General features: G+C 39.9%; 14 protein-coding genes. 8 read left to right on the top strand and 6 right to left on the bottom strand.

What is annotated here, in order from left to right; all coding sequences use genetic code 11:
• Window positions 1–5: 5 nt before the first annotated feature.
• A complete protein-coding gene (locus BP74_RS00825; RefSeq protein WP_496370079.1) occupies window positions 6–662 on the bottom strand; it encodes a TetR family transcriptional regulator C-terminal domain-containing protein in 657 nt (218 codons plus the stop codon).
• A gap of 529 nt (window positions 663–1,191) precedes the next feature.
• Here BP74_RS00825 and BP74_RS00820 point away from each other — a divergent pair.
• From BP74_RS00820 to BP74_RS00800, 5 genes are all read left to right on the top strand, one after another.
• The gene (locus tag BP74_RS00820; RefSeq protein WP_496370077.1) at window positions 1,192–1,662 is read left to right on the top strand and encodes an arsenate reductase ArsC; all 471 of its coding nucleotides are present in this window, start codon (window positions 1,192–1,194) and stop codon (window positions 1,660–1,662) included.
• A gap of 547 nt (window positions 1,663–2,209) precedes the next feature.
• On the top strand, window positions 2,210–3,061 hold the full coding sequence (locus BP74_RS00815) for a UDP-2,3-diacylglucosamine diphosphatase (RefSeq protein WP_496370075.1): 852 nt from the start codon (window positions 2,210–2,212) through the stop codon (window positions 3,059–3,061).
• Window positions 3,062–3,065: 4 nt separating this feature from the next.
• Window positions 3,066–3,368, top strand: coding sequence for a hypothetical protein (locus tag BP74_RS00810; RefSeq protein ID WP_496370073.1), 303 nt, complete (start codon window positions 3,066–3,068; stop codon window positions 3,366–3,368).
• Window positions 3,326–4,150, top strand: a complete 825-nt coding sequence (locus BP74_RS00805; RefSeq protein WP_496370071.1) for a glycosyltransferase family protein — start codon at window positions 3,326–3,328, stop codon at window positions 4,148–4,150. The genes BP74_RS00810 and BP74_RS00805 overlap by 43 nt, the downstream gene beginning before the upstream one ends.
• Before the next feature lies 1 nt (window position 4,151).
• Window positions 4,152–5,519: a GH1 family beta-glucosidase gene (locus BP74_RS00800; protein WP_496370069.1), complete on the top strand. Its 1,368-nt coding sequence runs from the start codon at window positions 4,152–4,154 to the stop codon at window positions 5,517–5,519.
• A gap of 119 nt (window positions 5,520–5,638) precedes the next feature.
• On the opposite strand, the gene BP74_RS00795 is transcribed toward BP74_RS00800, so the two are convergent.
• Together BP74_RS00795 and BP74_RS00790 are read right to left on the bottom strand one after the other, a co-directional pair.
• Window positions 5,639–6,145: an ArsI/CadI family heavy metal resistance metalloenzyme gene (locus BP74_RS00795; protein ID WP_496370067.1), complete on the bottom strand. Its 507-nt coding sequence runs from the start codon at window positions 6,143–6,145 to the stop codon at window positions 5,639–5,641.
• A gap of 74 nt (window positions 6,146–6,219) precedes the next feature.
• Complete coding sequence (locus BP74_RS00790; protein WP_496370065.1) at window positions 6,220–6,819, bottom strand: sigma-70 family RNA polymerase sigma factor; 600 nt, start codon at window positions 6,817–6,819, stop codon at window positions 6,220–6,222.
• Window positions 6,820–6,835: 16 nt separating this feature from the next.
• Between BP74_RS00790 and BP74_RS00785 the strand changes: the two genes are divergently transcribed.
• From BP74_RS00785 to BP74_RS00775, 3 genes are all read left to right on the top strand, one after another.
• A complete protein-coding gene (locus BP74_RS00785) occupies window positions 6,836–7,189 on the top strand; it encodes an ArsR/SmtB family transcription factor (protein ID WP_496370063.1) in 354 nt (117 codons plus the stop codon).
• A gap of 72 nt (window positions 7,190–7,261) precedes the next feature.
• A complete protein-coding gene (gene arsB / locus BP74_RS00780; protein WP_496370061.1) occupies window positions 7,262–8,344 on the top strand; it encodes an ACR3 family arsenite efflux transporter in 1,083 nt (360 codons plus the stop codon).
• Window positions 8,345–8,354: 10 nt separating this feature from the next.
• Entirely contained in the window at window positions 8,355–9,128 is a 774-nt protein-coding gene (locus BP74_RS00775) for a metallophosphoesterase family protein (RefSeq protein WP_496370059.1), read from the top strand.
• Between the two features lie 27 nt (window positions 9,129–9,155).
• On the opposite strand, the gene BP74_RS00770 is transcribed toward BP74_RS00775, so the two are convergent.
• Genes BP74_RS00770 through BP74_RS00760 form a run of 3 tightly spaced genes read right to left on the bottom strand, consistent with a single transcriptional unit; the run spans window position 9,156 to window position 12,928 of the window.
• On the bottom strand, window positions 9,156–10,139 hold the full coding sequence (locus BP74_RS00770) for a DUF1259 domain-containing protein (protein WP_496370057.1): 984 nt from the start codon (window positions 10,137–10,139) through the stop codon (window positions 9,156–9,158).
• Window positions 10,140–10,199: 60 nt separating this feature from the next.
• A complete protein-coding gene (locus tag BP74_RS00765; protein ID WP_496370055.1) occupies window positions 10,200–12,338 on the bottom strand; it encodes a copper-translocating P-type ATPase in 2,139 nt (712 codons plus the stop codon).
• A 41-nt stretch (window positions 12,339–12,379) separates the two neighbouring features.
• On the bottom strand, window positions 12,380–12,928 hold the full coding sequence (locus BP74_RS00760; protein WP_496370053.1) for an AAA family ATPase: 549 nt from the start codon (window positions 12,926–12,928) through the stop codon (window positions 12,380–12,382).
• Window positions 12,929–12,934 lie beyond the last annotated feature (6 nt).

Here is a 12,934-nt window from a genome sequence, read left to right as displayed (position 1 = left end):
CGTTATTAATTAAAGCTTAGTTTTTCTTTCCAGATAAACTTGCCAAGGTCAATAATATTCTGCTGGTCAAACAACCTGATCACATCGAAGCCAGCATTAAGGGATTTTTCAATAAACAGATCTGTTTTTTCAAAAGCAGGTGAATTGTCATCCATCCAGAACTTCAGTACGAGTAACATTTGCATCCAGGAAGCTTCCGCGATACTTTTGTTTTTAAGCTTTTTCAGCTTATTAACCGGAATTTCCAGGGTATCCAGTTCAAGACCTTTAATGTATTCCAGGAAAAGGGTTCGGAAACCGGATAGGATCTTCAGCTTTTCCAACTGATTCCTTTGTTTGCCCAGTAGTGTCAATATTAGGCTCCTGTTGGCGGTTAACTGCTCAAAAAAAGTGAAGTAAAGACTTACCAGCTTTGTTTTAGCATCGTACTGGTCATATTCTTCTGTTTTTTCCAACAGATCAAGCGTGGATTGGAATAAATTGGTGAATATGGATTGCTCAATACTTTCAAAGGAAGCAAAGTTTTCGTAAAAATCCTGTTCATCCATACCATGCTTTTTAGCGAAATTGTAAACATTGGCCGGCCGCTCACCATCGGTAAGAAGTTGATCAACATATTTGCTGATTATGTCCTGTTTATCTGGTTTCTTTCCTTTTTTCATAAATATGCTATTTGTTTAACGTTTTTGAAAGCAGAAGCAGGTTGCACGTAATTCTGGCTGGCAACATGTAGTTTGCCCCAGAAAGCAGGACACTAAAGTGCCGGAGAGTTGTGAAGTTACGCCGGTAATGCTGGTTCCATGGCTTCGATTCATTAAGGAAATATTAATGTTGGGGAAGATTTCCGGGACACGATAAGGGTTTTACTAATAATCAACAATCAGTAGGGCAAATGGTTCGCGCAAACTTGAGTTTGACTGTCTTTTCGTTAAACGTATAAATACTTCACATCCTATACTTACTAGCTAGGTTACCTTCACGTAACGAATTAAATTAAACAAAAGGAAATTCTGATTTTGTACATCATTTTCATTTTTTTACCAGTTTTATTAATCTTAATGATCAGCTTCGATTTAATATTGGCCAGCTAATTTTTATCATAATTTCATAGTGATTGAAGAAACCAGGCCCTTGACCGGGCAACTAATGTAAATATGATGTTAGTTGAGCCTTGCCTTTTAAAATTAGTTTATGTGGAACATTTTGTTTGTCTGCAAGCATAGTGCTGCAAGAAGCCAAATGGCTGAATCATTTCTCCAGAAATATGGTAAAGGATTGTTTAGGGCGGAAAGTGCCGGCCTGGAAAAAGGGGAGCTAAATCCTTATGTAGTACAGGTGATGGAAGAAGAAGGGATTGATGTGAAGCGCAATGAAACCAGGGATATTTTCGATTTATTTAAAAAGGGAAAACATTACCAGGCAGTAATCAGCCTTTGTGATGCATCAGCCTCTGAGCAGGCACCTATATTTCCAGGGTTAAGTAAAAGAATCGACTGGTCGTTTCCGGATCCTTCCCAATTTACAGGAGCACCAGAAGAAATACTTGAAAAGACAAGAAGATTAAGGGATCAGATCAAGGATAATATATTACAGTTTATTCATGAAGCTACCCAACTGGACTTCTGGTTAACAAAAGAGCCACGTCCTTATGCCTATAGTTAGAGCTGGTGAAAAGCCCTGAATAAAAAAACCAGGCTTGAGAGGCCTGGCTTCTGACAAACTGGACGAAAATTGCTGCTTTGAACTAAGGCAAAGAAACGCTTATATTCTTTCAATACTGTCAATTCCATTTATCCATATTGTTACATAATTGTTACGGAGAAGTTATGTGATTTTCCAATTGACTATATAAGAAGGATAGCTTACTATCATCTTCAAATCCTTCTGTGATCCATTCCTCATTTTTCTTTTTAATGATGAAGTAGGGAAATTTTATTTTATTGAAGTAATGGTGCTTCACAGGTTCTCCAATGAATAAGTCTGCGCAACGAAAAATCTTATAGTAACAAGGCGTGCTATTGTAAATCAACAGTGTTTCGAATAGAAACTGAGGTTCCATGCAACAAAGGAAATATTTGCATTCCAGGTTAGAGCCCGTTCATAATTACATAATGTAAGGGTAACATTCCGTTTAAACCCGCGAGCTAAATTGTATCCATAAAGCTGTTTATTCATAACCATCCCTTTATGAATGGTCAACCAATCAAATATGAAAAAGCAAAATCTTCGTAAGGTTGATATTGTTGTTATTTCTGATGTGCATCTTGGTACTTATGGATGTCATGCCAAAGAACTGGTTCATTACCTGCGCTCCATCAAACCGAAAACAGTCATTCTGAATGGCGACTTTATTGATATGTGGCAATTTAATAAACGGTACTGGCCCAAAGCGCATATGAAGGTGATCAGGCATATCATGAAATGGATATCAAAAGGCGTTAAGGTGTGGTATGTGACCGGTAATCATGATGAGGTATTGCGAAGGTTCGAAGGGTTTAAAATGGGGTCATTTACCATCGTCAACAAACTGGTTTTGGACCTGGATAATAAGGAAAAGGCCTGGATCTTTCACGGTGATGTTTTTGATGTTACCATGAGACATTCCAAATGGCTGGCCAGGACAGGGGCAGTTGGATACGATGCGCTAATTCTATTAAACCGGTTTGTAAACTACTTATCGGAAAAGGTATTTAAAAAGGGCAAGTTGTCGTTATCCAAAAAAATTAAGAACAGTGTTAAGAAAGCTGTTTCCTATATCGATGATTTTGAACAAACAGCTGCAGATATAGGGATCATTAATGGGTATCATTATGTGATCTGTGACCATATTCACCATCCTCAAATGAGGGAAGTAAAAACACCGAAAGGAATTACAGTGTATCTCAATTCAGGGGATTGGATAGAAAATCTTTCAGCATTGGAATATTCCAAGGGTAAATGGGAGATCTATTTCTATAGTGAAGAAAGTTGGAGCGATATAGAATCAGAGGAAGAAGAACTTTCCTGCAACCAGTTGTTTGAAAATATGGTAAAGGAATTTGACCAGTTAAAAGCAGTTTAAAAATATGAAGATATTGTATGCCATCCAGGGAACAGGTAATGGCCATATAACGGTGGCCAGGGAAGTGATCCCCATCCTGAAGAGAAGAGCGGAAGTTGATATCCTTTTAAGTGGAACGCAGGTGGATGTGGGACTTCCCTTTGAGATTAAATACAGGTTGCATGGACTTTGCTTGTTTTTGGAAAGAATGGAGGCATTGATTACCTGGAGACTTATAAAAAGAGCAGGATCAAAAAGTTTTTCAGGGAGATACAGCACCTACCCGTGGAAGATTATGATCTTGTTATCTCGGATTTTGAACCTGTAAGTGCCTGGGCTTGTTATTTGAGAAATAAAATGTGCATAGGCTCTAGCCACCAGGCCGCCGTTGTCAAAAAGGGTTCACCAAAGCCTAATAAGAAGGACATCATAGGTAAAGCTGTATTGAAAAATTATGCACCTGCTTCCCCAAAGTATGGTTTTCACTTTCTGCCTTATGATAAAAACATTTTTACACCTATTATTCGCAAGGAAATCAGGGAACTGCCGGTAACAAATAATGGACATTTCACAGTGTACCTGCCAGCATTCAGTGACAAAAAGATCCTTCGCCTGCTGGAATTGTTTCCTGAAACCAGGTGGGAAGTATTTTCAAAGCACAGCGATGTGGCGTATGTGCATAATAACATCCATATCCGCCCGGTAAATAATGAAGAATTTATACAAAGTATGGTCTCATCAGAAGGTGTTCTTTGTGGGGCTGGATTTCAAACACCTTCAGAAGTGCTGTTTCTGAAAAAGAAGTTGATGGTCATACCGATGAAAGGTCAGTATGAGCAGCAATGTAATGCTGCAGCTCTAAAATTGCTGGGTGTACCCGTATTGAAAAACATCAAAACAAAACAATTACAGGTTATAAAAAAATGGATGGAAGATGATTGCCAGGTGACATTGAGTTTTCCGAATGAGACAGAATATATCCTGGATGAGATCCTTGAAAACAGCGTTGCTGAAAACAGGAAGAAACTCAAAAGCCCTGAACCAGGTATTTCAGCTTCTAAATTCAGGCACCTGATGATCAGGAAAATATTTTATCAATTAAAGGCCTGATATGAATATTAGTGCGGAGGATTTTGGATCTGAATTTAGCTGGGGTGTTTCCAGTTCTGCCTATCAAACAGAAGGTGCGTATAATGAGGACGGAAAGGGCGCTTCCATCTGGGATGTGTTTACACAACAGGGGAAAATATATAAAGGGCATACCGGCAATGATGCCTGCCATTTTCACGAGCGGTATATACAGGACATCATTTTAATGCAATACCTGAACATTCCCAATTTCCGGTTCTCGTTATCATGGTCCCGGTTATTTCCTGAAGGGACAGGATTGCCCAATGAAAAGGGAGTGGAATATTATAACCGGATAATTGATTTTTGCCTGGAATGTGGAATTGAACCCTGGATAACCCTTTACCATTGGGACCTTCCGCAGGCATTACAAAATAAGGGTGGATGGGTAAACAGGGACATTGTTGGTTGGTTTGAAAACTATGTATCCTTTTGTCTCAAAAAGTTTGGGGATAGGGTTCAAAAATGGATGGTATTAAATGAGCCGATCGTTTTTACCGGGGCGGGTTATTTTTTAGGCATTCATGCGCCAGGGAAAAAAGGCTTAAATAATTTCTTACCTGCCGTTCACCATGCTGCTTTATGCCAGGCTTTGGGGGGAAGGATCATCAAATCACACAAATCCAATTTATGGGCAGGTACTACTTTGTCCTGTTCACCAGTGGAACCAGAAGATGATTCCATTTTGACAATAGAAGCTGCGCAAAGGGTTGATGCGCTCACCAACCGGTTGTTTATTGAACCATTATTAGGCATGGGGTATCCATGGTATGATCTTAAAATATTGCAGCAGTTACAAAATTATATGGAAGCCGGTGATGAAGCATTATTACAGTTTGACATGGATTTTATCGGATTGCAAAATTATACGCGTGAAGTGGTGCGGTATAGTGCTGTGATGCCATATGTAAATGCCAAATTGGTGAAAGCAAGCGCCCGTGGCGTTGCGCATACTGCCATGGGATGGGAAGTATATCCTGAAGGGATATATAAAGTGCTGAAACAATTTGACGGGTATGGCAAGATCAAAAAGATCATCATCACTGAAAATGGGGTAGCCATAGATGATGAATTGCGTGATGGGAAGGTTGATGACCAACAACGCATTCATTTTTATCAGCTATACCTGGAACAGGTGTTAAGGGCGAAGAAAGAAGGCGTAAAAGTAGATGGTTATTTTGCCTGGAGCTTTACCGATAATTTTGAATGGGCAGAAGGTTACAGGCCAAGGTTTGGGCTTGTATATGTTGACTATGCCACTCAAAAAAGGATTATAAAATCTTCCGGGTTCTGGTTTCGGAAGCTGATGATGGGAACTGGTATTGCAAAGGTTATGGTAATAAGCCTATAACCTTATCTAACAGATGAAAGTTATGTTTAGAATGATTCTGTATGGGTTCATTATTTACATAAGAACTGGCATTGGCAGTGCAATACCAATTCTTATACTTTCTTTGGTAGTAACCTGTGTTAATTTGAACAAACCTTACAAATTGCCTCGGAATTATTTTCTTCAACAGTCTCAGCATTTAATGATGCATCCTTACCATCATTGCCTATCCATTTTTCCATTACTTCAGGCGCTGGTCTTGCATTGATACCTTCACCATAAACAGTAGCTGTGCCATGCGTAAAGAATGCTTCCCAGTCAACACCCTGGGGATCTGTGATCCAGCTTTTTTGCGATTTTGAATAACAACAGGTACATTCACCTTCTTCCCTGATGGTCCCTTTTGCATTTTGCATATTGCTATATACCTGGTTCAGTTCATTGGTGCTGTCAACCTGCAACCCCAAATGCTCAATGCCAGTTTCTGCATGGCCAGTCGAAATGGCAAAATTTACGCGGGGGTCTTCCAGCATCCATTTTGCATAATCTTCTTTTTTAACTGCAGGCTTTGTATTAAATAACGCATTGTAAAAATTGATGCTATCTGTTAGGTCTTTTACCCTTACATGAACATGAAACCTTTTCATTTTTGATCTTTTTAATGTTTAAATTTTTATTTACAACACCAAGACGTAGGGAGGTTTCAAAAGACGCAGATTTTTTAAAGTTTTTTCAAATTTCTTTTATGAGCCTGTAAGGGCTTACACCCGGTCTTAATATCAAATGAAACTAATTTCCCATCCGCAGTAGTTTCCATGACACAACATTCAACGAATATTTCTTTGAGCATTTGCCTGGCTCTCTGGATCCTTGATTTGGTTGCAGAGAGGCCTACATTCAATTGTTCAGCAATTTCAGATTGTTTCAGTCCTTCAATATCAGATAGTCGCAAAGGGATAGCATACTCTTTTGGAAGAAGGCCAATCATGGGCAGGATATATTCAACAGCCTCCTTATAAGCATCATTATGAATATCATCAGAAATCTCTGGCAATTCTTCTGATGCCGTTACAAACGTTTTTTTCCTTGTTCTATCCACAATGGTATTATGAGCTATTTGAAATAGCCAGCTTCGGACATTGCCAACCCCGGACTTAGCCATGCAAAAGTTATAGACCTTTAATAGCACATCCTGTAATATATCCTCTGTATCGTCCTTATTTTGAACACGTTTGAGAATAAATGCTCTCAAGGCATCTTTATGCTCGATCCATAACTCAGGTACATTACAATTCACGCGGGTAAATAATTTAATTGTCAAAAATAATGGGTTTAAATTGCTTATCGTAATATTGCAATGGATGGGTACCACCAAATCAGAAATATTTACAGAAAAGCAGAACAGGATGGCCACTATGCTCAAAGCTTTGGCCCACCCGGCACGCATTGCCATTATTGAATACCTGATCAAATCCAAATCCTGTATTTGTGGCGACCTGGTGGAAGAATTGGGACTAGCCCAGGCAACCATTTCGCAACATTTAAAAGAATTGAAAACTGCGGGGATTATTAAGGGAACGATTGAAGGAGCTAGTGTATGCTACTGTATAGACGAAAAGGTTTGGAAAAAGTATCAACAGCAAATGCAGCAATTCTTTGTCGCTTACGAGGTTAAGAACGGTTGTTGTTGATTTTTTTTAATTAGATTCATCGCAATATTGCAATTATTAAAGATTGAAAGAATAAAAAATTATAGCAATACAATGTCAACAAGCAATTGTGCGCCGGCAAATGAACTAAAGCAACTAAGTTTTTTAGACAGGTATTTAACATTGTGGATCTTTTTGGCCATGGGTATTGGTGTAGGTATTGGTTACTTTTTTCCCAATTCCTCTGTATTTATCAACTCGTTCTCCTCTGGTACCACCAATATTCCTTTAGCTGTGGGATTAATCCTTATGATGTATCCCCCTTTTGCCAAGGTTCGGTATGAAAAGCTAAGGGAAGTATTTACCCATACTAAAGTGCTGGGCATGTCCCTGCTGCTGAACTGGGTGATCGGACCAATATTAATGTTCATGCTGGCAATTATTTTTCTTCACGGCTATCCAGAATATATGATTGGTTTGATTCTTATTGGTCTTGCCAGGTGTATTGCCATGGTCATAGTATGGAATGAACTGGCAGAAGGCAGCCGGGAATATGCGGCTGGGTTGGTAGCGTTGAACAGCATTTTCCAGGTGTTGCTGTACAGTGTGTACGCTTATGTGTTCATAACAGTACTGCCACCTCTATTTGGCATTTCCGGTTCAGTAGTTAATATTACCATGGGGCAAATAGCTAAAAGCGTTGTTATTTACCTGGGAATACCTTTTGCTGCCGGCGTACTTACCAGGCTGTTATTAAGAAGGTCAATGGGAGAGGACTGGTATCAAAACAAATTCATTCCTATTATTTCACCCATTACATTGGTGGCTTTGCTATTTACCATTATTATCATGTTCAGTCTTAAAGGGGAGCTGATTGTTCAGATACCCTTTGATGTAATACGAATAGCCATTCCATTGGTGATCTATTTTGCTATCATGTTTATGGTCAGTTTCTTTATTGGTAAGAAAATGGGTGCGGATTATTCCACCAATGCATCCATCGCCTTTACCGCTGCTGGAAACAATTTTGAATTAGCCATTGCTGTAGCCATTGGTGTATTTGGCATCAACAGCGGGCAAGCTTTTGCCGGGGTGATTGGTCCGCTGGTAGAAGTGCCGGCTCTGATAGCCCTGGTGAATGTAGCATTCTGGTTAAGACGTAAATACTATACAAAGCAACAAATACAAAACGCTTAAAGTTTACATTATGCGGATCGCATTATTCAGTGATATTCATGCCAACCTCCCGGCTTTAGAGGCTTGTTTAAAAAGCATGGAAGAGCAGAAGCCTTATGCTGTTTACTGTCTTGGTGACCTGGTGGGTTATAATATCTGGCCCAATGAAGTGATCAATGAGATCAGGAAACGTGGCATTCCCACTATTGCAGGCAACTATGACCAGGGGATTGGCCTGATGAGTGATGAATGTGGTTGTGCTTATAAAACAGATACTGAGAAGGATATGGGAAAAATATCCATTTCATATACAAACTCCATTGTAAAGCCAGAAGAAAGAAATTATCTGAGGACCTTGCCAGCTCATATAAAAGTGGAGTTTCAATTAAATAATGATAAGCTGAATCTGCTTTTAGTACACGGCAGTCCCAGGAAGATCAATGAATATTTATTTGAAGACAGGGAAGAAAAGAGCTTGTTAAGGATCATGGAGCAGGCGGATGCTGATATTATGTGTTTTGGACATACTCACAAACCTTATCACAGGATATTGCCAACGGAACCGGTTGAAAATACTCATTACCGCCATGCCATAAATATTGGTTCGGTAGGAAAACCCAAGGATGGTACACCGAAAGGTTGTTATGTAATGTTAACCATAGATGCAGAAAGTTCGATCATAAAAAAAGATTCAGTTCAGGTAGAATTTATTCGTTTCGAATATGATGTGGAAAAAGCTGCAAAAGCTGTAGAGGATAGCCCGTTGCCGGATGCATATGCCGAAATGCTTAGAAAGGGTTTTTAAATCATTTATAAACTCATTTACATTTTTTTAGCCCTGGTTATGCTTATTCATTGCCTTCATGGGTGATCTCAATTTCCCTGTTTGATCCAATGCTGCTTTTAAACCCTTTGCCAGGCTTTCAGCATTGCCTATTCCCCAATAATGCAAAAAGAAAATCCGGGGCTGCTCGCGTACCATGTGGTTGTGTACTGCCACAACTTCAATTCCATTTTCAACCAGCGATTTGATAACAGGCGCAACTTCATTTTCCAACATTGTAAAATCTCCTGCCACTGCAGCTTTTTCGGGTGTGCCCTGGAAAGCGGCCCAGGTATTAAAGCCCATAAATGTAGTTATGGTAATGCCATGCTCTTTGAGGTGTACATCCGGCCGGCCAATGGTATATTTATAAACGCCCTTGCTCATTTCACCCTTGAAGCCGATCATTTCATCCAGTTTTTTTGTATCAAGGCTATTTGCAACTGTTCCGTTGGAAGCCAAACCCTTTGACGGATCGCCAGCTCTTAATTCTTTTATTTTATCCAAAACCGCTTTTGCCTTTTGAGCCAGTTGTTCCAGGGGACCTGAACCACCCAGGTGCATGAACAGAATATTGGGATGATTTCGGACAAAATGATTGTGTATGGCGCTTATGGTTAATCCCTGGTGAATGATCTCCTGTTGGACAGGCTTTAGATCTGATTCGGTAACAACAATGTCGCCCATAATCATGGCCCCATCAGATGAAGGAGCAAAATCAATCCAGGTGCCTAATCCCATGGCAGGGATAATCTTAAAACCATCTACTTCAATATTCAGGTCATTTTGAGGAACGGTTATCTTATATTCTCCATTATTGAACTTTCCTTTCAAGCCCATTATTTTTTCAATAGCTACCGTATCCAGTGGAGCAGAATTCCCCTCCATGTTCATTTTTTCTTCCTTTACTTTTTGCTGTGCAGCTGCCGCAGTAATTATAACTATGGGAAAAAAGAAAATAAAGCATATGAAGTAAACAGTTCTTCTGTTCATAACATAAGAATTAGAGGTTGATCAAATTTACCAATTTGCCTATGAAAGGATATTTAACCATTACGATTTAAATTGGTTTTTTAATAACTGTGCATTTAAAGCCACTATAATGGTACTTAAACTCATCAGCACTGCGCCCATTGCAGGACTTAAAGTAAAATAAGGATAGAGAACACCTGCAGCCAATGGAATAGCAATGATATTGTATCCAACGGCCCAGGCGAGGTTTTGAATCATTTTGCGGTAAGTGGCTTTTCCAAAGGAAATCATTTGAACCACATCTTTAGGATCGCTGTTTACTAAAATTATATCAGCTGTTTCAGCTGCTACATCTGTACCAGAACCTACAGCGATACCGACATCTGCCTGGGCCAATGCAGGTGCATCGTTTACGCCATCACCCGTCATCGCTACAATCTCACCTTTAGCCTGGAAATCCTTTACTTTATTTTGTTTATCATGGGGAAGGACATTAGCCAAATAGCCATCCATTCCTAATTTGCTGGAAACAGCTCTGGCAATCTTTTCATTGTCACCGGTGAGCAGGAATGATTTTATGTTCATCTCTTTTAATTGCTGAATGGCTTCGTTAGATGTTTCTCTTATTGAATCAGCCAATGTTATAATCCCTGCAGGTTCATTGTCAATTATAAGAAAGCTAATGGTCTCGATATTTTGATCAATTGTCTCGGGTATGGCCGGGGGGATAATATTGTTTTGAGTAAAATAGTTGGGACCTGCTGATATAACCTGCTTGCCATTCACTTTACCTTGTACGCCAATTCCCTGGGTGTAAATAAAATCATTTACGGGCCACAATTGCAGGGATTGATCTTTAAGTTTATTCACTATGCCATGTGCAATATGGTGTTCAGAGTTTTGCTGTACGGCGGCTGCCCATTGCAAAATTTCTTTTTGACTGTATTCATTATTGATTGAAATGATGTTCTGAACTTCATGAGATCCTTTTGTCAAAGTGCCGGTTTTATCAAAAATGATCGTGGTAAGTTTTCGCGCACTTTCAAAAGCTGTCCTGTTCCTGATCAATAAACCATGGGTAGCTGATAAGGTGGTTGATATGGCAATTACCAACGGTATGGCTACACCTAAGGCATGAGGGCAGGAAGTAACCATTACTGTAACCATTCTTTCCAGGGCAAAGGCTATGTCTTTCTGAACACTAAACCAATAGATGAAAGTGACTACTCCAACGGTTATAGAAACAATGGTCAGCCATTTAGCAACCTTATCTGCCAGGTTCTGGGTTTTTGATTTGGCATTTTGGGCTGCCTGAACCATTGTTATGACCTTATTCAAATAACTATCTTTTCCTGCACCCGTGGTTTTTATCCTAAGTGCACCATCACCATTTATTGCACCTGCGATCACTTTCTCATCCTTCCCTTTTCTTACCGGCACGCTCTCCCCGGTGAGCATACTTTCATTTACATAGGAACTGCCATCGATCACCATTCCATCTGCAGGTATTTTCTCACCCGGTTTAATGAGTGCTGTATCCCCGTTTTTTAAATCCTGCAATGGAATATCTACCACATCTCCTTCTTTTTCAACATGGACTGTAGAAGGAAGTAATGCTACCAGCGATTCCAAAGCTTTAGAGGCTGCCATAGTGGAACGCATTTCCAGCCAGTGGCCTAAGAGCATTATATCTATAAGTGTGGCCAGTTCCCAGAAAAAGTCCATGCCTTTTAATCCAAATATTACCGCCACACTGTATAGAAAAGCTACACTGATGGCTAAGGCTACCAGCGTCATCATACCGATGGCCTTATCCCTGATCTCACCGACCATACCCTTTAAAAAAGGCTTTCCACCATAGACATAAATGATAGTTCCCAGTAGTAACAGCACATATTGATCACCTGGAAAACTAATATGAAATCCCAACCAATGCTGGATCATTTGGGAGAGAAGTAGTACGGGCACTGTCAATACCAGGCAAACCCAGAAGCGTTTTAAAAAATCTTCCGTATGGTGACCAGCATGTTTATCATGACCTGTGTGTTCATCATTAGAATGACCATGATGGAGCGATTGATCATGTGGCTTTATATTTCCTGATTGTTGAACAGGAACCAAATCCATTCCGCATTTCGGACAGTTTCCTGGCAATGGTTTTATTACTTCGGGATGCATGGGACAGGTATACTGCTGATGTTGTGAATGGTTGTGTTCCATAACTGTTATGATTATTCCAGGTCTAAATGAATAGCTATTAGTTACATTTTATTCAAAATATATTGGACGCGGGCTTCAGGGGGAAGTTTCGGAACATGAATTACCGGGAAGCCAAGCGATTCATACACCTCTGTAATGAAAAAGTGAATTTGTTTCTGCGCTGTGGCATTTTCGGTTCGCGCATAATCATTTACCAGGGGTAATGGATCCAGTATAAAAATCTTTTTATAACAGACATTTTCCAGAACATCGGCAAGTTTTGGATCTTCAGGAATGTTCAGGAACCGGTAATACGCACGGGCGTCCGGAATTGCCCTGTCTAAAAATATGATTTCTTCCGGAGCATGTGATCGTTCTTCTTCGATCTGCATGTCCAGGATTTTTAATTGAAATTCAATTTGATTCTTCCTGATCTCTTCCACAGTTTTCCCTCTCACACGCATGGTGTCAATGTAATGCCTGGCATGTTCAATGGTTGTTGTATAACCCATGCCTTTCAGCAGGTTTACAGTTGTGGTTTTACCTGAGCCGGGGCCACCGGTAATGACGTACCAGTTGGTTTGCGTAATCTTACGTTCACTTTTTTGCAAAGCTTT

It is taken from the genome of Flavisolibacter ginsengiterrae DSM 18136 (assembly GCF_059568575.1).
Note: the sequence above shows the minus strand (reverse complement) of the source record. Positions and strands in the feature narration are given on the sequence as shown.